Source organism: Achromobacter sp. 413638 (genome assembly GCF_043119405.1).
Classification (GTDB): Bacteria; Pseudomonadota; Gammaproteobacteria; order Burkholderiales; family Burkholderiaceae_B; genus Achromobacter.
This window is the reverse complement of sequence record NZ_JBICCO010000005.1, coordinates 26,567-49,361: the sequence shown is the minus strand read 5'-3', so window position 1 is coordinate 49,361 and position 22,795 is coordinate 26,567. Positions and strand designations below refer to the sequence as shown.

Annotated in this window: 19 protein-coding genes; 14 read left to right on the top strand and 5 right to left on the bottom strand. The window is 70.4% G+C overall.

What is annotated here, in order from left to right:
- Positions 1 to 8: 8 nt before the first annotated feature.
- Together ACEU5R_RS03625 and ACEU5R_RS03620 are read right to left on the bottom strand one after the other, a co-directional pair.
- Positions 9 to 983 (bottom strand): Bug family tripartite tricarboxylate transporter substrate binding protein, encoded by a 975-nt coding sequence (locus ACEU5R_RS03625; RefSeq protein ID WP_392409116.1) that lies wholly within the window; start codon positions 981 to 983, stop codon positions 9 to 11.
- A 32-nt stretch (positions 984 to 1,015) separates the two neighbouring features.
- Positions 1,016 to 2,104, bottom strand: a complete 1,089-nt coding sequence (locus ACEU5R_RS03620; RefSeq protein WP_103275926.1) for a 4-oxalomesaconate tautomerase — start codon at positions 2,102 to 2,104, stop codon at positions 1,016 to 1,018.
- A 61-nt stretch (positions 2,105 to 2,165) separates the two neighbouring features.
- On the opposite strand from ACEU5R_RS03620, the gene ACEU5R_RS03615 reads away from it, so the two are divergent.
- From ACEU5R_RS03615 to ACEU5R_RS03595, 5 genes are all read left to right on the top strand, one after another.
- Positions 2,166 to 3,101 carry a LysR family transcriptional regulator gene (locus tag ACEU5R_RS03615; RefSeq protein WP_103275927.1) on the top strand — a complete coding sequence of 312 codons (936 nt, stop codon included), beginning with the start codon at positions 2,166 to 2,168 and terminating at the stop codon, positions 3,099 to 3,101.
- Positions 3,098 to 3,586, top strand: coding sequence for a GNAT family N-acetyltransferase (locus ACEU5R_RS03610; RefSeq protein WP_103275928.1), 489 nt, complete (start codon positions 3,098 to 3,100; stop codon positions 3,584 to 3,586). Before ACEU5R_RS03615 ends, ACEU5R_RS03610 begins: the two co-directional genes overlap by 4 nt.
- Before the next feature lie 103 nt (positions 3,587 to 3,689).
- The gene (locus tag ACEU5R_RS03605) at positions 3,690 to 4,058 is read left to right on the top strand and encodes a hypothetical protein (protein WP_103275929.1); all 369 of its coding nucleotides are present in this window, start codon (positions 3,690 to 3,692) and stop codon (positions 4,056 to 4,058) included.
- A gap of 21 nt (positions 4,059 to 4,079) precedes the next feature.
- Entirely contained in the window at positions 4,080 to 4,592 is a 513-nt protein-coding gene (locus ACEU5R_RS03600; RefSeq protein WP_392409114.1) for an RNA polymerase sigma factor, read from the top strand.
- 1 nt (position 4,593) lies between these two features.
- Positions 4,594 to 5,415, top strand: a complete 822-nt coding sequence (locus tag ACEU5R_RS03595) for an anti-sigma factor family protein (protein ID WP_392409113.1) — start codon at positions 4,594 to 4,596, stop codon at positions 5,413 to 5,415.
- Positions 5,416 to 5,483: 68 nt separating this feature from the next.
- Here the strand turns inward: ACEU5R_RS03595 and ACEU5R_RS03590 are convergent, their stop codons facing one another.
- From ACEU5R_RS03590 to atzF, 3 genes are read right to left on the bottom strand one after another with little or no spacing between them, the layout of a single operon-like run.
- A complete protein-coding gene (locus ACEU5R_RS03590; protein WP_392409112.1) occupies positions 5,484 to 6,188 on the bottom strand; it encodes a GntR family transcriptional regulator in 705 nt (234 codons plus the stop codon).
- Positions 6,173 to 9,823 (bottom strand): urea carboxylase, encoded by a 3,651-nt coding sequence (gene uca / locus ACEU5R_RS03585; RefSeq protein ID WP_392409111.1) that lies wholly within the window; start codon positions 9,821 to 9,823, stop codon positions 6,173 to 6,175. Before uca ends, ACEU5R_RS03590 begins: the two co-directional genes overlap by 16 nt.
- A gap of 29 nt (positions 9,824 to 9,852) precedes the next feature.
- Positions 9,853 to 11,685 (bottom strand): allophanate hydrolase, encoded by a 1,833-nt coding sequence (gene atzF, locus ACEU5R_RS03580; RefSeq protein WP_392409109.1) that lies wholly within the window; start codon positions 11,683 to 11,685, stop codon positions 9,853 to 9,855.
- Positions 11,686 to 12,064: 379 nt separating this feature from the next.
- Between atzF and urtA the strand changes: the two genes are divergently transcribed.
- The 9 genes from urtA to arsC all read left to right on the top strand — a co-directional run bounded on the left by urtA (position 12,065) and on the right by arsC (position 22,775).
- Positions 12,065 to 13,318 carry an urea ABC transporter substrate-binding protein gene (urtA, locus tag ACEU5R_RS03575; protein ID WP_392409107.1) on the top strand — a complete coding sequence of 418 codons (1,254 nt, stop codon included), beginning with the start codon at positions 12,065 to 12,067 and terminating at the stop codon, positions 13,316 to 13,318.
- 14 nt (positions 13,319 to 13,332) lie between these two features.
- A complete protein-coding gene (urtB, locus tag ACEU5R_RS03570; protein WP_392409106.1) occupies positions 13,333 to 14,955 on the top strand; it encodes an urea ABC transporter permease subunit UrtB in 1,623 nt (540 codons plus the stop codon).
- Positions 14,952 to 16,124: an urea ABC transporter permease subunit UrtC gene (urtC, locus tag ACEU5R_RS03565; protein ID WP_392409105.1), complete on the top strand. Its 1,173-nt coding sequence runs from the start codon at positions 14,952 to 14,954 to the stop codon at positions 16,122 to 16,124. The genes urtB and urtC overlap by 4 nt, the downstream gene beginning before the upstream one ends.
- Positions 16,121 to 16,960 carry an urea ABC transporter ATP-binding protein UrtD gene (gene urtD / locus ACEU5R_RS03560; RefSeq protein ID WP_103275938.1) on the top strand — a complete coding sequence of 280 codons (840 nt, stop codon included), beginning with the start codon at positions 16,121 to 16,123 and terminating at the stop codon, positions 16,958 to 16,960. Before urtC ends, urtD begins: the two co-directional genes overlap by 4 nt.
- 62 nt (positions 16,961 to 17,022) lie before the next feature.
- Positions 17,023 to 17,721, top strand: a complete 699-nt coding sequence (urtE, locus tag ACEU5R_RS03555; RefSeq protein WP_392409104.1) for an urea ABC transporter ATP-binding subunit UrtE — start codon at positions 17,023 to 17,025, stop codon at positions 17,719 to 17,721.
- Between the two features lie 140 nt (positions 17,722 to 17,861).
- The gene (locus ACEU5R_RS03550) at positions 17,862 to 18,266 is read left to right on the top strand and encodes a DUF2946 family protein (RefSeq protein WP_103275940.1); all 405 of its coding nucleotides are present in this window, start codon (positions 17,862 to 17,864) and stop codon (positions 18,264 to 18,266) included.
- A gap of 248 nt (positions 18,267 to 18,514) precedes the next feature.
- Entirely contained in the window at positions 18,515 to 20,722 is a 2,208-nt protein-coding gene (locus ACEU5R_RS03545) for a TonB-dependent receptor (RefSeq protein WP_392409103.1), read from the top strand.
- An 8-nt stretch (positions 20,723 to 20,730) separates the two neighbouring features.
- Positions 20,731 to 22,266, top strand: coding sequence for a PepSY domain-containing protein (locus ACEU5R_RS03540; RefSeq protein ID WP_392409101.1), 1,536 nt, complete (start codon positions 20,731 to 20,733; stop codon positions 22,264 to 22,266).
- Between the two features lie 80 nt (positions 22,267 to 22,346).
- A complete protein-coding gene (arsC, locus tag ACEU5R_RS03535) occupies positions 22,347 to 22,775 on the top strand; it encodes an arsenate reductase (glutaredoxin) (RefSeq protein ID WP_212314859.1) in 429 nt (142 codons plus the stop codon).
- The last annotated feature ends 20 nt before the right edge of the window (positions 22,776 to 22,795 follow it).

Genomic DNA, 22,795 nt, shown 5'->3' with positions numbered 1-22,795 from the left:
CAGATCGATCACAGCCCGCCCGCCATCAGACGCTCGCTGTCGACCAGGCGCTTCCAGCGCGCGGCCTCGCTTTCAACGAACCGCGCCAGCTCCTCGGACGAACCGCGCCGGACCTCAGCGCCCTGCTCCGCGATCTTGGCGGCCACGCCGGCATCCGCGAGCGCCTGATTCAATGTCGTATTCAGCCTGCTCGCCACCGACGCATCCAATCCCGCCGGCGCGAACACCGCATACCACTGCGGCACCTCGACGCCCGGCACGCCCGCTTCGGCCAGCGTGGGCAGGTTCGGCAGCGAGGCCAGCCGTTTCGGACCAGCCACCGCCAGGGCGCGGATCTTGCCCGACTGAAGCTGGGGATACGCGCTGAACAGGCTGGGGAACATGACCTGTGTGACCCCGGCCAGCGTGTCGGTCATGGCCGGCGCCGAGCCTTTGTACGGCACATCCAGCATGTTCACGCCGGCGGCGCGGTTGAAGAGGACGCCGGCGACAGACGGCGCGGTGCCGGGGCCGGCCGATGCGTAGTTCAAGCCGTCGGGATGCTGCTTGCCATAGTTCACCAGACCGGCGACGTCTTCCACTCCCAGGCCGGCGTTCACCACCAGCAGCGTGGGCGAATCCGCCACGAAGCCGATGGGCGTGAAGTCCCGCACCGGATCGTAGCTCAGCCTTTGCAAGGCGGGATTGATGCCGTGCGTGCCGATGTAGCCCAGCATCAGGGTGTAGCCATCGGGCGCCTGCCTGGCCACATATTCCGAGGCGATGGCGCCCTGCGCGCCCGGCTTGTTCACCACCACGACGGTCTGGCCAAGCAGTTCGCCCATCTTCTGGCCAACGATGCGGGCCAGCACGTCATTGCCGCCGCCGGCGGCCGTGGGCACGACCATGGTGAGCATCCGCTCCGGATAGGCGGCGGATGCCGGCGTGGCGTTGAGCAGCAGCAAGGCCGCGGCGCAGGCCGCGGCGAAAGAACGGGAATGCATGGGAAGTCTCCTGTTTTTTTGATTGCCGGCCTCTACGGGACGGCGCGGGAAATGGGATTGGGCAGGTACAGCACCCCCTTCATGATCTTTCGCGCGGTGCGCACCAGACCGGCGCGCCGTATCGAGACGCCGTCGTCACCAAGCTCCACCTCGATATCCATCGCCCCCGACGGATGCTCGATGCGCACGCCACGGCTGCCAGCGGCCGGCTCCGGGCCGCCGAAGCCATGCGCCACCGTGCCCGGTATGAGAAATGCGCAGGCCACGCCCACCGCGCCGGTCGCGGCATGCGAGCGATGGCAGGACCGTGGCGTGAAATAACGCGAACGCAGCGCCATGGGCTGCGCGCCCGGCGCCAGCAGCACGGGCTTGGGAAGCACGCTGTCGCGGACATCGCCCAGCCCCATGCGTCGGCCCGCCTCCAGGCGCACCGCCTCGATCCGCGCCATCAGGGCCGGATTGGCGTCCAGCTCCGCCGGCGTCTCGTCGCCGCGCGCGCCCAAGTCCGAGGCCCGCATCAGCGCCATCGGCATGGCGGCATCGATCAGCGTGACGCGCAGGCCATCGATGTCGTCCTGCCGCTGCCCGGAAGGGAACAGGCCGCCAGTCACCGCGCCCCAGGCATCCAGGAAGTTCAGCCGGACAGGCGCCGCCGTGCCGGCCACGCCGTCGATGCGCGCGGCGCCTTCGTAGGTCAGCCGGCCGCCCGGCGTCTGCACGATCGCCTCGATCACCGATCCCGTGTTGACATTGTGGACCCGCACCGAGGTCACGCCATCGTTGGCCGCGAGCAGCCCTTCATCGATGGCGAAAGGCGCGGCGCCGGACAGCATGTTGCCGCAGTTGGGCCGCAGGTCCACGCTGGCCTGGTCCACCGACACCTGCGCGAACAGGTAGTCGATATCGCAGCCGGGACGGCGCGAACGCGACACGATGGCGACCTTGCTGGTAAGGCTGTTGCCGCCGCCCAGGCCATCGACCTGCAGCGCATGCGGCGACCCCATCGCGGTCAGCAGCAAGCGGTCGCGCTCGGCTGGATCGGCGGGCAGCCAATCCGCCAGGAAGAAAGGGCCGCGCGACGTGCCGCCGCGCATCAGGACGCAAGGGATGATCGTTTCCATGGCTGCCATTCTGCGCAGGGCGGGCTAATATTTGAATTGCAATTTACGGATGGATTAATGCATGGGACGCATCAATTTCGATCTCCAGGAACTGCAGGCCTTCGTGGCGGTGGCGGAACGCGCCAGCTTCCGCGCGGCCGCCGAGGATCTCCATCTGTCGCAACCGGCCTTGAGCCGGCGCGTCGACAAACTGGAGGCGCAGTTGGGCGCGAAGCTGCTGGAGCGCACCACGCGCCGCGTGTCCCTCACGAATATCGGACGAGTCTTTCTCGAACGCGCCCGGACGGCCATCGACGAGCTGGAAAGCGCGGTGCTCAGCATTGGCGACCTGGCCACGCAACGGGAGGGACTGATCACCGTGGCCTGCGTGCCCTCGGTGGCGTACTACTTCCTGCCGACCATCATTCACGAGTATTCGCTGCGCTTTCCCCGCATCCGCGTGCGCATCATTGACGAAACGGCCAACACGGTGCTCAACAGCGTCGTATCGGGCCGTGCCGATTTCGGCATCAGCTTCTTCGGCACCCAGGAACCCGACGTGGACTTCAAGGCCGTGCTGCGCGAAGACTTCGTGCTTGCCGTTCGCAACGACCACCCGCTGTCGCGCCGCCGCAGCATCACCTGGGATGAGCTGGCGGGCGAGCGCTACATGACCGTGGCCAAGGAAAGCGGCAACCGGCTGCTGATCGACGACGCGCTGGCCAAGAGCGGCAAGCGCACGGTCAGCGCTTATGAAGTCAGCCATGTCATGACGCTGCTCGGCCTGGTGGAAGCCGGACTGGGCGTCGCCGCCGTGCCGCGACTGGCCATGCCGCTGAAAGGACATTCCACGCTGGCCAGCGTGCTGCTGGAACAGCCCAGGGTCACTCGCAGCCTTGGCCTGATCTCGCGCCGAGGCCGCCCGCTGGCGCCGGCGGCGCAACAGTTATATAACCTGATTGACCAGACTGGAAAATCAGCCAAGCGCAAACCCTCTCCCCGGCCGTCCTCCCCATGAACCTCATCTGCCTGGCCTTGCAACCCGCCACCGAAGACGATCTGCCTTTCCTGCTGACGCTGCGCAAGGCGACCATGACAGAACACCTGGACCGCGCGGGCGTCCCTCAAGACGACGAGCATCATCTGGCGCGCATCCGTCACCACTTCAGCGACGCGCAGATCGTCTGGTTCCATGGCCGGCCCGCCGGCCTGTTCAAGGCGCATCGCGATCCCGCCGGCTGGCGCCTGGTGCAGATCCAGATCGATCCCGCGTTCCAGGGCCAGGGGCTGGGCCGCCGCCTGCTGGCCGGCCTGCTGGAACAGGCCGACGCCGAGGGCGCGCCGGTGACGCTGTCGGTGCTGGACGGCAACCCCGCGCGCCGGCTCTACGAGGCGATGGGCTTCACGGCCCAGGAAACCCGGGGCCAGGAAATCGAGATGCGCTACACGCCCCGAGCGCCGCGCGCGCCCCTGGCCACATCCGCGGCCCGCTCGGCGGCGTGAACCGCGCCGGTCCGGATTTTTTTTTCCGGACGTGGAATAAGCAAGGAGCGGGCAGCGTCTATCCCAGGCAGTCCCCAACCCAACTCTTTCCGCGAGGCACACCATGCGCAAACCCACCGCAGCCCTGCTGGCCCTGGCCGGCGCCGCCCTGTTCTCGGCCGCCGTCCAGGCCCAACCCGTCAAGGCCAAGGACGGCGTCCTGGTCAACGAAGCCGGCATGACCCTCTACACCTTCGACAAGGACGCGGGCGGCAAGAGCGCCTGCAACGACCAGTGCGCCAAGATCTGGCCGCCCGTCATGGCCGCCGCCGACGCCAAGGCCTCCGGCGACCTCACCATCATCACCCGCGACGACGGCGGCAAGCAGTGGGCCTACAAGGGCAAGCCGGTCTATCTGTACAGCAAGGACGCCAAGGCCGGCGACAAGAGCGGCGACAACTTCAAGGATGTGTGGCACGCGGCCAAGCCCTGATCCCATCGCGCCCTCCGATCCATGCGCGCCGAAGACGAAGCCGCGATCCTCGCCTGCATTCCCAGCCTGCGCCGCTATGCGCGCGGGCTGGCGGGCGATCCGCAGCGCGCCGACGATCTGGTCCAGGACACGCTGGAACGCGCCTGGAGCCGCTACTCGCGCTGGCAACGGCGCGGCGAGCTGCGCGCATGGATGTTCGGCATCATGCACAACCATTTCGTCGACGGCCTGCGCGCCAGCCGGCGGCAGGCCGAGCTGACGCCCGTGGACGAGCTGCCCGAGGTGCCGGTGCGCGCCACCCAGTCCGACGGGCTGGAAGTGCGCGACCTGGACCGCTGCCTGCGGGCGCTGCCGCCCGAACAGCGCGAGGTGCTGCTGCTGGTCTGCGTCGAGGAGCTGTCCTACCAGGACACCGCGCAAGTCCTGGACGTGCCGATCGGCACGGTGATGTCGCGCCTGTCGCGCGCCCGAGAACGGCTGGGCGCGCTGCTGCAAGGACGCGAATCCGCCACCAGGCTACATCGTGTGAAATGACATGAACGACAAACGCCTGCATGCCCTACCGTCCATGGGCAGCCCCATCGCCGAGGCCGACCTGCACGCCTACGCCGACGGCCAGCTCGCGGCTGCGCGCCGAGCGGAGGTCGAGACCTTCCTGGCCGCGCATCCGCAGGACCGCGCCCGCGTGGACGCATGGCAGGCGCAGCGCCAGGCGCTGCGCTCCCTGCTCGACCCGGTGCTGGACGAGCCGCTACCGCTGCGCCTGCCGCTGGCGCCGCCGGCGCGCGCCTGGCCCTGGCGCGCGCTGGCCGCCGGCATCGCCGTGGCGGTGTTCAGCGGCGGCGCGGCCTGGATCGCGCGCGGCGAGCTGGACCACGACCGGATCCGCGCGGCGCTGGCCGCCGCGGCCCAGACGCCCGAGCGCGCGGCGGCCAGCTATGCGCAGCGCGCCGCCGTGGCGCACGCGGTCTACGCGCCCGACATGGGCCGGCCGGTTGAAGTCGGCGGCGACAACGAAAAGGCCCTGGTGACCTGGCTGACCAAGCGGCTGGGCGCGCCCGTCAGCGCGCCCTCGCTGTCCGCGCTGGGCTATGAGCTGGTCGGCGGCCGCCTGTTGCCCGGCGGCGCCGGCCCGGTGGCGCTGTTCATGTACGGCGCGCCCGACGGGCAGCGCCTGACCCTGTACGTCACGCGCGAGGCCGCCGGCGGCCAGACCGCCTTCCAGTTCACGCAGGAAGGGCCGGTACGCGTGTTCTATTGGGCCGAGGGCCCGTTCGGCTACGCGCTGTCGGGCGCCGTCAGCCGGGAAGAACTGCAACGGGTGTCGCTGGAAGTCTACCGACAGCTGCAGGGCTGACATCGCGCCACGCGTCGCTCGCGGCGCCGTATCCGGCCGGCGCGCGGAGGCGCCGGCATGGACCGGTCCTAGCCGCCGCGCGCCTCGTGCAGCATGCGCAGCGTGATCTTGCTGACCTCGGCCCGGCTCATGCCGATGTGCGCGCGCAGCAGGCGCGAGGCCTCGTCCACCCGGCGCGCCAGCACCGCGCTCAGGATGGCGCCATGTTCCTCGTAAGTGGCGTCGATGCGGAAGTCCTTGGTGAAATCCAGCCGGCGCACGATGCGGATCTTCTCGGTCACGTCACGATGCACCTGAGCCATTTCCGGATTGCCCGCCGCCTCGACCAGCGCGCAGTGGAAAGCCTCGTCCAGCTCGGCCACCCGCCGGCCATCCAGCAGGCGCCGCTGCGGCGGCGCGTGCCAGATGTCGCGCAGGGCCTCCAGCAGATCCTCCCCGTCCGCGCGCTCGCGCGCGCACAGGCGTTCCACCGCCGCCAGTTCCAGCACGATGCGCAGATCGTACAGCGCCTCGAAGCGCTCGAAGTCGAAGGGCCGCGCCTGCCAGCCGCTGCGCGGGCTGGCGAGCACGAAGCCCTCGCGCTCCAGCCGCGCCAGGCCCAACCGCACCGGCGTGCGGCTCACGCCCAGCCGCGCCGCCAGGTCGGTCTCGGTGAAGCGCTCGCCGGGCAGCAGCCGGAAGCTGAACAGATCGTCCTTTATCAGCTGATAGGCCTGGTCGGCCAGGGATGCCCCCAGCGCCAGCGCGGGTCGCAGGCTCAGGCTACCGTGCATGGCGCATCCTCCGCCAGGACGACCAGCGGATCGCCGGCGTTCACGGGCTTGCCCGGCACGCAGCGGATCGCGGTCACGACGCCGGCGGCCGGCGCGATGACGGACAGCTCCATCTTCATGGCCTCGACCACCACCAGCGTGTCGCCCGCCGACACGCTCTGGCCGACCTCGACCGGCACCTTCCACACATTGCCGCACATGTCGGCGCTGACCAGCCGCTCGCCCTCGCGCAGCTCGGCCTGCGCTTCCGGGGCGGCTTCCGGCCCGGCCGGCGGCGGCGCCACATCCTCGCTCCGCCACAGCGCGACTTCCGCGTCGAAGGCGCTTTTCTGGCGCGTCTGGAAGGCGGCGATGCTGGTCGCCTGCTCGGCCAGGAAGCGCTGATGCGCGGCGAAGTCGAACACTTCCTCCTCGATGCGGACGCTGGCCCGGCCGTGGCGGAAGTCTTCGCGCAAGACGTCCAGCTCGGCCTCGCTGACGGGATAAAAGCGCACCTGGTCGAAGAAGCGCAACAGCCAGGGCTTGCCGTCCTGGAACACCGGATTCCTCATGAACGTGTTCCAGATCGGCAGGCTGCGCCCCACCAGCTGGTAGCCGCCCGGCGAGTCCATGCCGTAAATGCACATGTACACGCCGCCGATGCCGACGGTGCCTTCGGCCGTGTAGGTGCGCGCCGGGTTGTACTTGGACGTCAGCAGCCGGTGGCGCGGATCGATCGGCACGGCGCAGGGCGCGCCCAGGTAGACATCGCCCAGCCCCATCACCAGATAGCTGGCGTCGTACACGATGCGCCGCACCTCGTCGCGCGAGGCCAGGCCGTTGATGCGCTGGATGAAGTCCACGTTGTTCGGCAGCCAGGGCGCGCTGGCGCGCACGGTCTCCTGGTAGCGTCGCACCGCGCCCAGCGTGGCGCTGTCCTCGAAGGCCAGCGGCAGGTGGACCACGCGCGTGGGCACCTTGAGCGTGGCCACGTCGGCCAGTCCGGCCTCGATCTCCAACAGCCGCGCGATCAGCGCGTCCTGGCGGATCAGGCGGCTGTCGTAGCGGATCTGCAGGGAACGCACGCCCGGCGACAGCTCCCGCACGCCGGCCACCGGCCGCTCGCGCAGCGCCTCCATCAGCAGGTGGATGCGCATGCGCAGCGCCAGGTCCAGCACGTTGTCGCCGTACTCCAGCAGCAGGTAGCCGTCGCCCGCCTGGCGGTAGGCGACCGACGGTCGCGTCCCTTCGGCCGGCAACGCGGCGATGATGGTCTCGGACGCGGTGGCGCGGGCCGGCGCGCCGATGGACGCGGCGGCGGGCATGGCTGGCGCCGCAGCGCTCAGCTCGCGCAGGCTGTGGTCCTGCGCCGCCTCCAGCGCCACCGCCTGTTCATAGTCCATGCGCACGAAGCGGATGCGGTCGCCCGGCTTGACCTGCCCCACCTTCCACAGCTCGGCCTTGGCGATCGTGACCGGGCAGACGAAGCCGCCCAGGCTGGGGCCGTCGCGGGTCAGGATCACGGGGCTGTCGCCGGTGAAGTTGATGCTGCCGATGGCGTATTCGCAGTCATGGATGTTGGACGGATGCAGCCCGGCCTCGCCGCCGCTCTCGCGCGCCCAGTCCGGCTTGGGGCCGGTCAGGCGCACGCCCAGGCGATTGGAGTTGTAGTGGACTTCCCAGTCGGCGGCGAAGAAGGCGTCGATGGCCTCCGGCTTGAAGAAGTCCGGCGCGCCATGCGGCCCGTAGAGCACGCCGATGCGCCAGGTATCGCCATAGGCCGGCACCAGCTCGGGCGGCGCGGCCTGCGGTTCGGCCTCGGGCGCGGCGGGCGCGCCCGGCAGCTCGGGACGCACGCGCGGCAGCATGTCGCCCACGCGCAGCGTGCGCCCGGCATGGCCTCCGAACTGTCCCAGCGCGAAGGTCGAGCGGCTGCCCAGGTAGACGGGCACGTCCAGGCCGTCGCGCACGGCCAGGTACATGCGGCAGCCCGACAGCGCGCGGCCCGTGGCCAGCACCTGGCCCGCGCGCACCGCCACCGGCCGCCACATCGGCACGGGCGCGCCGTCCAACGTGGCCGCGCATTGCGCGCCGGTCAGCGCGATGACGGCGTCGCCATGAAAGCGCAGCTTGGGGCCGGCCAGCGTGGCCTCGATGCCGGCGGCGTCCGGCGCGTTGCCGACGATGCGGTTGGCCAGCCGGAACGCGTAATCGTCCATCGGACCGGACGGCGGCACGCCGATATCCCAGTAGCCGGCCCGACCCGGATAATCCTGCACGCTGGTGTAGGTGCCGGCCTCCAGCACCTCGATCGCCGCGGGCCGGTACTCGAAGGTTTCCAGGAAGCGGGTGGACAGCTCGCCGGCCGCGAAGCGCGCGTCGGCCACGATCTGGCGCAGGTAGTCCAGGTTGGTGGCGATGCCGTGCAGGCGCGTGCGCGCCAGCGCGTCGGACAGCCGGGCCAGCGCCGTTTCGCGCGTGTCGCCATGCACGATCAGCTTGGCCAGCATGGGATCATAGTAGGCCGGCACCTCGGTGCCGGTCGCCACCCAGCCATCCACGCGCGGGCCCTCGGGAAAATAAACCTCGGTCAGCACGCCCGGCGAAGGCTGGAACTGGCGCAGCGGATCCTCGGCGTACAGCCGCACCTCGATGGACGCGCCGCGCGGCGCGCGCGACATGGCTTGCAGGTCCAGCGGTTCGCCCGCCGCCACGCGCAGCATGCACTCGACCAGGTCCAGGCCCGTCACCGCCTCGGTGACCGGATGCTCGACCTGCAGCCGCGTGTTGACCTCCAGGAAATAGAAGCTGTCGCGGGCCGGGTCGTAGATGAACTCCACCGTGCCGGCCGAGCGGTAGCCGACCGACTCGCCCAGCCGCACCGCCGCTTCGAGCAAGGCGGCGCGGGTGGCGGGCGGCAGGTTCGGGGCCGGCGTCTCCTCGATCACCTTCTGGTTGCGCCGCTGCACCGAGCAGTCGCGCTCGCCCAGCGCCAGCACGCGGCCCTGGCCATCGCCGAAGATCTGCACCTCGACGTGGCGCGCGTTGTCCACGTAGCGCTCGATGAAGGCGCCGCCGTCGCGGAAGAAATGCTCGCCCATGCGCTGCACGCTGTCGTAGGCCGCCGTCAGCTCGGCCTCGTTGTCGCAGCGCGACAGGCCGATGCCGCCGCCGCCCGCCGTGCTCTTGAGCATGACCGGATAGCCGATGCGCTCGGCCTGCGCCAGCGCCTCGCCCAGGCTGGACAGCAGCCCGGTGCCCGGCGTCATGGGCACGCCGGCCAGCGCCGCCAGCTCGCGCGAACGGTGCTTCAGGCCGAACTCGCGGATCTGCATGGGCGTGGGTCCGACGAAGGCGATGCCGGCGGCTTCGCAGGCCTCGGCGAATTCGGCGCTTTCGGACAGGAAGCCATAGCCGGGGTAGATGGCCTGCGCGCCCTGTTCGCGGGCGGCGGCCAGCAGCAGGTCCATGCGCAGATAGCTGTCGGCGGCTTTCTCGCCGCCCAGCGCGACGGCAGCGTCGGCCTCGCGCACATGGGCGGCATTGCGGTCGGCGTCGGAATACACCGCCACGCTGCGGATGCCCAGGCGCTTCAGGGTACGGATGGCGCGGACGGCGATTTCGCCTCGGTTGGCGATCAGAACGGTATCGAACACGTTGCGACTCCTGGAAAGAATTGGGGGGATCAGCGGACGGCGGGATTCAGGCTGGCCAGGTAGGCGCGCCAGCCGCCATGCGCCGTGATGTCGCTCGCGCCCTCCAGGCCGCGTGGCTCGCAGATGAAGCCCTTGACCTGCCGCCCGTCCTCCAGCTCCAGCGTGCCGATGCCCAGCGGCGGCGGGATCTCGGCGACGAAGCCGCCGAACGCGGCGAGCGGGATGTCCCACAGCTCGACCTCGATGGGCGCGCCATCGGCGCGCTTGGCCAGGCCCGGCTTGGGCGGCGTGGTGTTGGCCAGCGCATACAGCCGGTAGTCGCCCGCCGTGCGCGTCTTTTCCACCAAGACCGCATGGCGCGAACGGAGCTGATGGTTCAACGGCATGCCGCTGAGGTGCGCGCCCACCACGGCCACGCGCAGCATGCCCGGCGCCGGATCACGCGACGCCGGCGCGGCGGGCAGCGGCTTGCCGGTGGCGCCCAGCGGCAGGCCCAGGCGCGCCTGCCAGCGCCTGCCGAATTCGGCCAGCGCATGGTCCTGCCAGGCCAGGCCCAGCACGGTGATGCCGGCGGGCAGGCCGTCGCCGCGCATACCCGCCGGCAAGGCCAGCGCGCACAGGTCGGCCAGATTGGCGAAATTGGTATAGCGGCCCAGCCGCGAATTGAGCGCCAGCGGATCCTCGCGCAGCTGTGCGATGGTGTAGATGGACGGCGCGGTGGGCACCAGCAGCGCGTCCACGTCCGCCAGCGACTGCTGGATGACGCGCGCCAGCGCGGCGCGGCGGTATTCGGCCTGGAAGGCGTCCAGCGCGCTGTAGCGCCCGGCCTCTTCGACGATGCCGCGCACCACCGGGTCGATCGCGCCCGGCTGCTCGCGCCACAAGGCTTCGACCGCCGCGAACCGCTCGGCCACCCACGGCCCCTGGTACAGCAGCGCGGCCAGCTCGGCATAGGGCGAGAAATCGACGGTCCGCAGCTCGGCGCCGGTGGCTCGCACCTCAAGCAGCGCCGCGTCGAAGGCGGCCTCGGCCTCGGCGTCGCCGTGGAACTCCAGCTTGTCCGGCACCGCGAAACGCGGCCGCGCCGGCCAGGGACGGGCCGTGCCGGCCGGCACGGGCCGCGAGTAGGGATCGCGCGCGTCGTAGCCGCCGGCGATGTCGGCCACGCGCAAGGCGTCGTCGACCGTCAAGGCGAACACCGACACGCAGTCCAGCGTGCGGCAGGCCGGCACCACGCCGGCGGCGCTGAGCCAGCCGCGCGTGGGCTTGAGTCCGACGATGTTGTTGAAGCCCGCCGGCACGCGTCCCGAGCCGGCCGTGTCGGTGCCCAGCGAGAACGCCGCCAGTCCGCGCGCCACCACCGAGCCCGAGCCCGAACTCGATCCGCCGCTGATGTACTCGGGCCGGAACGCGTTGGCCACCGCGCCGTGCGGCGAACGCGTGCCCACCAGGCCGGTGGCGAACTGGTCCAGATTGGTCTTGCCGATCAGGATGGCGCCGGCGGCGCGCAGGCGCCGCACCACGCCGGCATCCTCGTCGGGCGTGTAGGCGAACGCGGGGCAGGCGGCGGTGGTCGGCCAGCCCGCGACGTCGATGTTGTCCTTGACCGCGTAGGGCACGCCATACAGCGGCAGGCGCGACAGGTCGCCGTCCGCCGCCGCCAGCAGCCGCGCCAGTTCGTCCAGCTGGCGCGCCAGCGCCTGGCCGTCGACCCGCGGGATCCAGGCATTGTCGGCGGGCGCGTCCGGCGCGGCGGCGTGGCCGGCCAGCAGCGCCTCGGGCCGGGCGCCCGCGAAATAGGCGGCCTGCCATTGCGCGATGGTCCAACCGGCGGTGTCGAACTGCGTTGCTGCGGCGTTCATGCTGGAATCCTCTCTGGTATGCAAGTACGGATTCCCAAGCAAGCGGCATGCCATGTCCGCGCCCGCAGCGCGTTTTCCCCCTGTTTCCCTGCCACGACATCCCGCGCGGCCACAAGGCGCGGCGCGCCGTCGCGGCGCCGGCGCGCACCAGCGCCGCGCAGATCACGCACCTGTTTTGTGCACGCGGCACCAGATTGAGCAAGCCGCTCCGCCGCATCGTTCCCGCGCCCCGCCCTTCCCGCCTACATATAGCGGCCCCGCCGCGCCGCCGCCTCCGGCGCGGCTGGCACGGGTCTTGCTTTGATGTCCTGGCGAGGCGCGGTACAGGCCCTGTCCATTTCATGCCGGCAATGCCGGCGCAACCTACCCAGGAGTCCCCATGAAACGCAGACTAGCCCTCAAGCAACTGACCGCCGTGAGCCTGCTGGCCCTGGCCGGCTGGATGCCCTCGGTCCATGCCGCCGAAGACACGATCAAGGTCGGCATCCTGCATTCCCTGTCCGGCACGATGGCGATCTCGGAGACCTCGCTCAAGGACGTGGCGCTGATGGCGATCGATGAGATCAACGCCAAGGGCGGCGTCATGGGCAGGAAGCTGGAGCCCGTGGTGGTCGATCCGGCCTCGAACTGGCCGCTGTTCGCCGAGAAGTCGCGCCAGCTGCTGGCGCAGGACAAGGTGGCGGTGGTGTTCGGCTGCTGGACCTCGGTGTCGCGCAAATCGGTGCTGCCGGTGTTCAAGGAGCTGAACGGCCTGCTGTTCTATCCGGTGCAGTACGAAGGCGAGGAACTGGAGAAGAACGTGTACTACACCGGCGCCGCGCCCAACCAGCAGGCCATACCCGCCGTCGAGTACCTGATGAGCGAGGACGGCGGCGGGGCCAAGCGCTTCGTGCTACTGGGCACCGACTACGTGTACCCGCGCACCACCAACAAGATCCTGCGCGCCTTCCTGCATTCCAAGGGCGTGAAGGACAGCGACATCGACGAGGTCTACACGCCTTTCGGCCATTCCGATTACCAGACCATCGTCGCCAACATCAAGAAGTTCGCCACCGGCGGCAAGACCGCCGTCATCTCCACCATCAACGGCGACTCCAACGTGCCCTTCTACAAGGAACTGGGCAACGCCGGGCTGAAGGCCACCGACGTGCCGGTGGTCGCCTTCTCGGTGGGCGAAGAGGAACTGCGCGGCGTGGACACCAAGCCGCTGGTCGGCCACCTGGCGGCCTGGAACTACTTCGAGTCGATCAAGACCCCGGTCAACACCGACTTCATCGCCAAGTGGAAGGCCTACGCCAAGGCCAAGAACCTGCCCAACGCCGCGACCGTGGTCACCAACGATCCGATGGAGGCGACCTACATCGGCATCCACATGTGGAAGCAGGCCGTCGAGCAGGCCAAGAGCACGGACGTGGACAAGGTCATCGCGGCCATGGGCGGCCAGACGTTCAGCTCGCCCAGCGGCTTCGAGATCATGATGGACAAGACCAACCACCACCTGCACAAGCCGGTGTACATCGGCGAGATCAAGGCCGACGGCCAGTTCAACGTGGTCTGGAAGAGCAAGGGTCCGATCCGCGCCCAGCCCTGGAGCCCGTATATCCCGGGCAACGAAGGCAAGCAGGGCCTCTGAGGGAGACGGCCGCCATGCGCAACGCTGCGATCGCACGCTACCTGCGTCGTCTCCTGCTCGCCCTGTTCCTGGCCTGGCCGGCGCTGCCCGTGGCGGCGGCCGGCGTCGGCCAGGACCTGCTGGCGCCGCTGGCGGGCGACGATACCGACGCCAGGCTGCGTGCGATCGCCGCGCTGGGCGCGCTGCCCGGCGGCGAGGGCGCGGCTGTGCTGCGGGCCTTGGGCGCCGACCAGCTCTACGCGGCGCCGGACGGCCGCGTGCTGATCGGTGATGGCGCCCGCGCCACCGACCCGGCCAGCGGCGCCGCGCTGGACCTGCCGGCGGGATCCGCGTCCATCGGCATCAACAACCGCCTGCGCCGCGCCATCGAGGCAGCGCTGGCCGGCGCGCAGCTGCACGCGGCCGATGCCGGCTCTCGGCTGGCCGCCGCGCGCCGCCTGCAACAGACCAACGATCCCTCGCGGCTGCCCCTGATCGCGCAGGCGCTGGCCACGGAACGCGACCCGACCGTGCGCGCCGCGCTGGAGATCGCGCAGGCCAGGCTGGAATTGCAAAGCGCCGATCCGGCCGCGCGGCGTCATGCCGTGGAACTGCTGGGCCGCAGTGACGACGCCGCGTTCCGTCCCGTGCTGGCGGCCTTGACGCAACAGCGCGACGGCGCCTATGCCGAACCCGACGCCGGCGTGCGCGAGGCCGCCGCCGACGCGCTGCGCCGCATCGACCGCCGCCTGGCCACCGTCGAATGGGCAGGCAATCTCTTCTACGGCCTGAGCCTGGGCAGCGTGCTGCTGCTGGCGGCGCTGGGGCTGGCCATCACCTTCGGGCTGATGGGCGTGATCAATATGGCGCATGGCGAGCTGCTGATGATCGGCGCCTACGTTACCTATGTGGTGCAGACGCTGTTCCGCGCCTGGCTGCCTGGCTGGCTGGATTGGTACGTGGCGGCGGCGCTGCCGCTGGCATTCCTGGTCACGGCGCTGGTGGGCATGGCGCTGGAACGCACCGTGATCCGCTGGCTCTACGGCCGGCCCCTGGAAACGCTGCTGGCGACCTGGGGCATCAGCCTGATGCTGATGCAGGGCGTGCGCAGCCTGTTCGGCGCGCAGAACGTGGAGGTCGGCAATCCGGGCTGGATGTCGGGCGGCGTCACGGTGCTGGGCGGACTGGTGCTCAGCTACAACCGCCTGGTCATCATCGGCTTCGCGCTGGCCGTGGTGGCGCTGGTCTGGGTCTTGCTCAACCACACGCGCCTGGGCCTGTTCGTGCGCGCCATCACGCAGAACCGGCGCATGGCCGACTGCACCGGCGTGCCCACCGGACGCGTGGACATGCTGGCCTTCGGCCTGGGCTCGGGCATCGCCGGGCTGGCCGGCGTGGCGCTGTCGCAGCTGGGCAATGTGGGCCCGGACCTGGGGCGCGGCTACATCGTCGATTCGTTCATGGTGGTGGTGCTGGGCGGCGTGGGCCAGCTGGCCGGCACCGTCATCGCCGCGCTGGGCCTGGGCGGCGTCAACAAATTCCTGGAACCCTATGCGGGAGCGGTCATGGCCAAGATCACCATCCTGGCGCTTATCGTGCTGTTTGTGCAGAAGCGGCCGCAAGGCCTGTTCGCCCCGCGCGGCCGGAGCGTCGAATGAAGCCCGCCGCGCAGGATCCGGGCCTGGCGTTGCGCCGGCCGCTGTATTCCCCCCGCGCCTGGGCGGCGCTGGCCATCGTCGCCGCGCTGCTGGCGCTGCTGCCGCTGCTGAACCTGGCGTACTCTCCGGGCCATCCGCTGCATGTCTCGTCCTATGCCGTCGCCCTGCTGGGCAAGTTCATGTGCTACGCGCTGGCCGCGCTGGCGCTGGACCTGGTCTGGGGCTACGCCGGCATCCTGTCGCTGGGCCACGGCCTGTTCTTCGCGCTGGGCGGCTATGCCCACGGCATGTACCTGATGCGCGCCATCGGCCGCGACGGCGCCTACCAGAGCACGCTGCCGGACTTCATGGTGTTCCTGGACTGGAAGAGCTACCCCTGGTACTGGTCGTACACCGAGCACTTCTGGTACGCCATGCTGCTGGTCGTGCTGGTTCCGGGCGCGCTGGCCTTTCTGTTCGGCTACTTCGCTTTCCGCTCGCGCATCAAGGGCGTGTACTTCTCCATCATCACGCAGGCGCTGACCTTCGCGGCCATGCTGCTGTTCTTCCGCAACGACACCGGCTTCGGCGGCAATAACGGCTTCACCGACTTCAAGCGCATCCTGGGCTACGACATCACGGCGCCGGGCACGCGCGCCGCGCTGTACTGGTGCACGCTGGCGGCGCTGGCCGGCGCGCTGGTGCTGGCGCGCGCCGTCACGCAGTCCAAGCTGGGCCGGGTGCTGACCGCCGTGCGCGACAGCGAAAGCCGGCTGCGCTTCATCGGCTACGAGCCGCTGGGCTTCAAGCTCTTCGTCTGGACGCTGTCGGCCGTGCTCTGCGGCATCGCCGGCGCGCTGTACGTGCCGCAGGTCGGCATCATCAATCCCGGCGAGATGTCCACCGAGAACTCCATCGAAATGGTGATCTGGGTGGCCACGGGCGGACGCGGCACGCTGATCGGCCCCATCATCGGCGCCGGCGCGGTCAACGGCCTGAAGACCTGGTTCACCAGCGTGCTGCCGGAATTCTGGCTCTACGCGCTGGGCCTGATCTTCGTGCTGGTCACGCTGTTCCTGCCGACCGGCATCGTCGGCCTGGCCCGCCGCATCGCCGCCCGCCTCTCGGCCCGCCGCCGCGACGCGCTGTCCTGCGTCGCGCCCGCCCCCGTCCAGGAGCCCAAGGCATGAATACCCCCCACCCCGCATCCGATCCGCTGGACGGCGGTCCCAGCGGCGAAGCCGGCTACGGCCGCGTCAGCGCCAAGGGACTGGACACCACCCACGGCGCCATCCTGTACCTGGAAGACGTCACGGTCAGCTTCGACGGTTTCAAGGCGCTCAACGGCCTGACGCTGGACATCGGCGTGGGCGAACTGCGCTGCATCATCGGTCCCAACGGCGCCGGCAAGACCACCATGATGGACGTGATCACCGGCAAGACCCGGCCCGCGTCCGGCAGCGCCTACTTCGGCCAGAGCATCGATCTGACCACGCTCAGCGAAACGCAGATCGCGCATGCGGGCATCGGCCGCAAGTTCCAGCGGCCCACGGTGTTCGAGCAACACACGGTGTTCGAGAACCTGGAGCTGGCCATGCGCGCCGACAAGCGCGTGCGCCCCACACTGTTCGCGCGACTGAGCGGCGCGCAGGCCGACCGCATCGGCGAGACGCTGGACCTGGTGCGCCTGCGGCCCGAGGCGTTCCGCGAGGCCGGCCTGCTGTCGCACGGCCAGAAGCAATGGCTGGAGATCGGCATGCTGCTGATGCAGGAGCCGCGACTCCTGCTGCTGGACGAACCGGTGGCCGGCATGACCGACGCCGAGACCGAGCGCACCGGCGAGCTGCTCAATGCGCTGCGCGGCCGCCATTCGCTGATGGTGGTGGAGCACGACATGGACTTCGTCAACCAGATCGCCGGCGACGGCAAGGTCACGGTGCTGCACGAGGGCGCGGTGCTGGCCGAGGGGCCGATGGCCAAGGTACAGGCCGACCCCCGCGTGATCGAAGTGTATCTGGGGCGCTAGCGTGCCGTCCCACGGATACACCCGCACGAAATCCCCCTAGCCGCGACGCCACGGAGAAAGACATGCTGGATGCGAACGGAATCGATCAATACTATGGCGGCAGCCACACGCTGCGCGGCGTTTCGCTGTCGGTGCGCCAGGGCGAGTGCCTGGCGCTGCTGGGACGCAATGGCGTGGGCAAGACCACGCTGCTCAAGTGCCTGATGGGCGTGCTGCCGGTGGCGCGCGGCGGCGTGTCGCTGGACGGCGCCGACATCACGCGGCTGGCGCCGCACCAGCGCGCCGCGCGCGGCATGGCCTATGTGCCGCAGGGGCGCGACATCTTCGCGCGGCTGACGGTAGAAGAGAACATCCTGATGGGCATGGCGACCAAGCCGGCCGCGCGCGCGCGGCGCATCAAGGAGGAAGTGTTCGAGCTGTTCCCCGTGCTGCGCGGCATGCTGTCGCGGCGCGGCGGCGATCTGTCGGGCGGACAGCAGCAACAGCTGGCGATCGCGCGGGCGCTGGTGGCCGAGCCCCGCCTCATCATCCTGGACGAACCCACCGAAGGGATACAGCCGTCCATCATCAAGGACATCGGACGCGTCATCCGCATGCTGCGCCAGCGCGGCGACATCGGCATCCTGTTGTGCGAGCAGTACTTCGACTTCGCCCGCGAGCTGGCCGACCGCTACATGGTGCTGTCGCGCGGCGAGGTCGTGGCCAGCGGCGGCCGCGAAACCATGGACGGCGAGGACGTGCGCCGGCATCTGTCGGTCTAGGTAAAGAACCACGCCGGCGCATGCCGTGCGCGCCGGCGTCCGGGGGAGCCTTCCGGAACCGATTTCCCTGTCGGCGGGATCTTTGATCATTGCTTGAAATTAGGCCTGCGCGCGGATCTGCTCCGATATAATCCGCGCTCATGTGCTCTGCCTCCTTCCTGACCCGACCCGCCATATGGATCGCGCTCGCCGTGATCCTGTGGGCGTCGCTGGTCCCGTCGCTGGCGCGCGCATTCAGCCCGGCGCACCCGGCGCAGCGCGTGTCGGTGGAGTATTGCGCCCCCGACGGCGCGGGCCTGGTTCAGATCGACGTGCGCGCGGACGACAGCGGCCAGTCGCCGCAACACGATGCGCACGAAGGCAGCCAGCATTGCCCGTTCTGCCGCAACCAGCAAGCCGATATCGGCATCCTGCCCGATCCGGCGCCGCTGCTGCTGCCAGCCTCCCTGGCCCGCAAGGTCAGCTATCCCCCGCTCTACTACCAGTCGGCCCGGCCGCTGCATGCCTGGAGCGCGGCCCAGCCGCGCGCCCCGCCGGCCGCCTGACCGGCCACGCCTGATGCACCGCGCCGCGCGCCCATGCGCGTGAACCGCGCCTGACGGCTCCCCGCCGACCGCCCCTTCCGCTCCCGATCGATCCGCCCTTCCGTGGCCGGTCCGCCCGCGTGCTTGCGCGTCCGGTCCGCCTGGAACGCCGGGCGACGACGGGTCCGCAGTCCTGGCTTGCCCTACCCGTCCGCGACACATCGCGCGCCTGCCGCACCCACGGCGGCGCGAACGCGCGGCATCCGATCATGAAACCTGCATACGCTTACCTCCTGCTGCTGGCCGCGCTCGCGCCCACGGCCCCCGCCCTGGCGCTCAGCGCCGATCCGTCGGTGGAAACGCTGGCGCCCACCGTCGTATACGGCGACGCCGCCGCCGAGACGCCGCCCAATGGCCGCATCAACCTGGACGCCCGCGACGGCACCGGCAGCCGCCTGGGGCTGACGCTGCGCGAAACGCCCGCGTCCGTCACCGTGATCTCGCGCGAGCAGATCGAGGCGCGCGGCGCCGCCAACACCCAGGACATCGCGCGCGGCATCCCCGGCGTGGACAACGCCTCGCCGCCCGGCATGGCCGGCGCCGTCAGCTACCGCGGCTTCAGCGGCAGCCAGATCTCGCAGCTGTTCAACGGCATCTCGGTGCAGTACGACGCCATCGCCGCCCGCCCCATCGACAGCTGGATCTACGACCGTGTCGAGGCCATCGGCGGTCCATCCACCTTCCTGTTCGGCGCCGGCGCCGTGGGCGGCGCCATCAACTACGTGACCAAGCTGCCGGAACGCGACACGTTCTACGAAGGCCGCTTCCGTCTCGGCTCCTTCAACTCGCGGCAGTATTCCGTCGGCCTGAACCAGCAGCTGGCCGGCGAGCCCGGCGGCCGCGGCCACTACCTGCGGCTGGACGCGAACACCGGCTCCAGCCAGGGCTGGGTCGACGGCAACCACTCCCGCGCCAGCCAGCTCGCGCTCTCGCTGCTGTCGGACCTGAGCAGCGACGTGACCCAGACCTGGGCCTTCGAATACCAGCGCGAAAAAGTCGACCGCCCCTACTGGGGCACGCCGCTCAAGACCGGCGCCAACGGCGTGGTCAGCGGCGAGGGCCACATCGAGGACGGCACCCGCTACAAGAACTACAACGTCAACGACGGCCTCTACGAGCAGTCGGTGCTGTGGGCGCGCTCGATCACCGAATGGCGCGCCAGCCCCGCGCTGACGTTCAAGAACACGCTGTACTACTACCGCGCCGACCGCGACTTCCGCAACCTGGAGACCTATCGCTTCAACGCCGGCAACACCCAGGTGCTGCGCTCGGGCGCGCTGCTGCAGCGGCACGAGCAGCGCCTGATCGGCAACCGGGTCGAGGGCCTGTACCGCTCGACCCTGGCCGGCCTGCCCAGCGACTGGTCCTTCGGCGCGGACTACAGCGTCAACAAGCAGACCCGCTATCCGACCAGCCTGCCCGGCCAGGTGGACGCCATCGATCCCTACGACTTCTCGCCGGGAGATTTCTACGACATCCCCGGCATGAAGCGCGGCCACGTCGCCGACCGCGACAACCGCATCCGCACGCTGGCCTTCACGCTGGAGAACCGTACCGAGGTGCTGCCCGGCCTGTCGCTGGTCTCGGCGCTGCGCAAGGACTTCATCGACGTGGACCTGACCAACCGCCGCGCCGTCACCGCCAGCTCGCCGGCCAGCGCCTCGCGCTCATATTCGCCGCTGACCGGCCGGCTCGGCCTGAACTGGCAGCTCAGCCCGGAAGCCTCGCTGTACGCGCAATACGCCACCGCCGCCGATCCCCCGTCCGGCCTGATGGCCACGGCCTCGTTCGCCGACGTGCTGTACAACGACAAGCTGACCACTGGTCGCCAGGCCGAGGTCGGCGGCAAGTTCGATTTCTGGGACGGCCGCGGCTCGGCCACGGTGGCGCTGTACGACATACGGCGCAAGAACATCTCGACGCCCGACGCCAACAACCCCGGCGTCAGCCTGCCGGTGGGCGAGCAGTCCTCGCGCGGCCTGGAGCTGGCCGGCGGCCTGCGGCTGAGCAGGCAGGTGACGCTGCAGGCCAACATGGCCTTCGTCGCGCCGCGCTACGACGACTTCTCGCAGACCGTCAACGGCGTGGCGGTGTCGCGCAACGGCAAGGTGCCGACCAACACGCCGCGCCGCATCGCCAATGTCTGGGTCGACTACGCCTTCCTGCCCGACTGGACCGCCAGCGCCGCCGCGCGCTATGTGGGCAAGACCTACGCCGACGCCGCCAACACCACCTGGGCGCCGGCCTACATGGTGTTCGACGCCGCCGTCTCGCACCGCATCGACCGGAACCTCACCGTGACCGCGCGCGTGCGCAACCTGACCGACAAGGTCTACGCGGCCAACGTCAGCAGCGCCGGCATGTTCTACCTGGGCGCGCCGCGCTCGTTCGAACTGACGCTGCAAGCGCGCTACTGAGGACCGCCATGAGCGCCCTGCCCCAGACCCGACCGCGCGCCGCGACAGGACCGTCGCTGGCCGCCCGCGCCAAGCGCTGGCTCTACCTGCTGCACCGCTGGGCCGGCATCACGCTGTGCCTGTTCTTCGCCATGTGGTTCATCTCCGGCGTGGTGATGATGTACGTGGGCTATCCGAAGCTCACGCCCGCCGAGCGCCTGAGGCACCTGGCGCCGCTGGATCCCGCCGGCGTCACGGTGACGCCGGCGCAGGCGCTGGCGGCGGCCGGACTGGAAGACGGCGCCGCCCTGAGCCTGTCGGCCAGCCGCGCCGGCCAGGCCGTGTATATGGCCGGCGGCGGCCGGCGCGCGGCGCCCAAGGCGGTGGACGCCGCCAGCGGCGCGCTGCTGCCCGTGGCGGACGAGCGGGTGGCCGCCGCCACGGCCTCGGCCTGGTTCGGCGGGGCCTACCCGGTGCGATACGCGGGCGCGGTGGACGAGGACGTCTACACGCACTCGCGCGCGCTGGATCCGCACCGGCCGCTGCACCGCGTCGACGCGGCCGATCCGGAACACACCCGGCTCTACATCTCCTCGGCCACCGGCGCCGTGGTGCTGGATGCCACCCGCGCCGAACGCGCCTGGAACTACGTGGGCGCCTGGATCCACTGGCTCTATCCATTCCGCGGCAACGCGCTGGACCGTTGGTGGCACGACATCGTGGTGTGGCTGTCGGTGGCGGGCGTGACGCTGGCGCTCACCGGCACCGTGGTGGGCCTGATGCGCTGGCGTTTCTCGCGCCCCTATGCCAGCGGCAGCCGCTCGCCGTACCGCGAGAACATGATGCGCTGGCATCATCTGAGCGGCCTGCTGTTCGCCGTCGTCACCATCACCTGGATCTTCAGCGGGCTGATGTCGATGAACCCCTGGAAGCTCTTCGCCAGCGGCGCCGCCCCGCTGGCGCAGGCGGCCTATGAAGGCCCGCCCGCGCCCGCCGCCACGCTGGCCTCGCCCGGCGCGCTGATCGCGGCCTTGCCCGCCCCGCCCCGGGAACTGAGCTGGACGCGCGCCGCCGGGCAGAGCCTGGTCCAGGCGCGCATGGCGGCCGGCGCGCCGCTGCTGCTGTCGGCGCGAGAAGCGCGCCCCGCCGCGCTCGACCCCGCCGTGCTGCGCGCCGCGGCCGCCACGCTGCTGCCGGGCGCCCGGCTGGCCGAGGTGCAGACGCTGGAGCGCTACGACTTCTACTACTACGCGCGCGACGAGCACGCCATGCTGGGCCATGTGGAAAAGCCGCTGCCGGCCTGGCGGCTGGTCTATGACAACCCCGAGGCCAGCTGGGTCTACCTGGATCCGGCCACCGGACAGCTCATCAGCCGGCAGGATCGCGCCAACCGCGCCAGCCGCTGGCTGTTCGCCTTCCTGCACAGCTGGGACTGGACCGGCCTGCTGGCGCGCCGCCCACTGTGGGACGCGCTGCTGATCTTCCTGAGCCTGGGCGGGGCCGCGCTCAGCCTGACCGGCGTGGTGATCGGCTGGCGCCGGCTGGGGAAGAAGTTGCGGCACTGAAGGCGGCGGGCCGGGCGCGGCCTGGGAACGCGGCGCGGGATGCACTATGCTCCCAGCCTCGACTCTGCTAGGAGCAGCCCATGTCCGACGTCACCATCTATCACAACCCCAAGTGCGGCACCTCCCGCAACACCTTGGCCATGATCCGCAACGCCGGCATCGAGCCGCAGGTCGTGCTGTACCTGGAAACCCCGCCCTCGCGCGCGCAACTGAAGGCGCTGTTCAAGCGCGCCGGCGTCAGCGTGCGCGACGCGCTGCGCGAAAAGGGCACGCCCTATGCCGAGCTGGGCCTGGACAACCCGGCCCTGGACGACGAAGCCCTGCTGGACGCCATCGAGGCCCATCCCATCCTGCTGAACCGCCCCTTCGTCAGCACGCCGCTGGGCGCGCGGCTGTGCCGCCCGTCGGAGCTGGTACTGGACATCCTGCCGGCGCCGCAGCAAGGCGCCTTCACCAAGGAAGACGGCGAGGCCGTGATCGACGCGCAGGGCAAGCGCATCCAGAAGTGAACGCGCCCGGCGCGGCGAGC